Origin of the sequence: Pseudomonas frederiksbergensis, from assembly GCF_003732665.1 — a bacterium.
GTDB classification, from domain to species: domain Bacteria; phylum Pseudomonadota; class Gammaproteobacteria; order Pseudomonadales; family Pseudomonadaceae; genus Aquipseudomonas; species Aquipseudomonas frederiksbergensis_G.
Window position 1 is genome coordinate 1 of record NZ_MOBP01000029.1, and the last position, 1,046, is coordinate 1,046.

Genomic DNA, 1,046 nt, shown 5'->3' on the forward strand with positions numbered 1-1,046 from the left:
GACGGGCTTAAAGAGCTGTCCAGGCGTCCACATCACAGCCCTTATCAAGTCAGCGACCAGATTCTTGAGCTGCTGATCGCCTACAAGCGAGAGCACGCGAGCTGGGGCCCCGAGAAGCTGGTCCATAACCTGAAAAAAGCGCACCCGGACTTGTCCTGGCCGGCGTTGAGCACGGCTGGCGAATGGCTCAAGCGCGCAGGTTTGGTGCAAAAGCGACGTTTCCTTAATCGTCCGCCCACCGCAAAGACGCCCTTGCGCGAAGCCACCGAGCCCAACCAGACATGGGCTGCGGATTTCAAAGGCGACTTTGCCCTGCAATCAGGCCAGCGGTGCTTTCCGTTGACGATTTCCGATCATGTCAGCCGGTTCCTGCTGGTGTGTCGGGCGCAAAGCAGTGTGGCCGGGGCGCGTGAAGGGTTTGACTGGGCCTTTCGAGAGTACGGTCTGCCGAATGTCATTCGCACGGATAACGGCTCGCCGTTTGCTTCGACGGGCGTATCACGAATTTCCAGTTTGGCCGCGTGGTGGATACGTCTGGGGATCTATCCCGAACGTATCCAACCTGGACGTCCTGACCAGAATGGCCGCCATGAACGCATGCACCGCACCCTCAAGGCCGCGTTGCTTCAGGCGCCAGAACATAATCTGGTGCAGCAGCAGTTGGCGTTTGAACGGTTTCGCCAGGAATACAACTACGAACGTCCCCACAAGGCGTTGGAGATGAAGGTTCCAGCAGACGTTTACGTGCCATCCAGCCGCCATTACGACGGGCATGTGCCGGAGGTGAATTACCCCTCACCAATGCTGGTCAGGAAAGTCCGGCAAAACGGCTCGATGAAGTGGAAAGGCGGGATGGTATTTGTCAGCGAATCACTGGTGGGTGAGGCGCTGGGGTTGCAAGAGGTGGAAGATGATGTTTGGGAAGTGTATCTATGCGATTACTTGTTAGGCAGGTTGAAAAACGGTGAAAACCGCCTTTCAAACCCACAAAAACGTAAAGGATGTCCCCGGTTTCGTTTGTAAAGGATGTTCCCGTTTCTACATCG

General features: G+C 56.3%; 1 protein-coding gene. It reads left to right on the forward strand.

The features are described from left to right. Nucleotides 1–1,023 (forward strand): integrase core domain-containing protein (locus tag BK665_RS32940; RefSeq protein ID WP_123410632.1); only part of this gene is annotated, 1,023 nt, incomplete at its 5' end. Between the last annotated feature and the right edge of the window lie 23 nt (nt 1,024–1,046).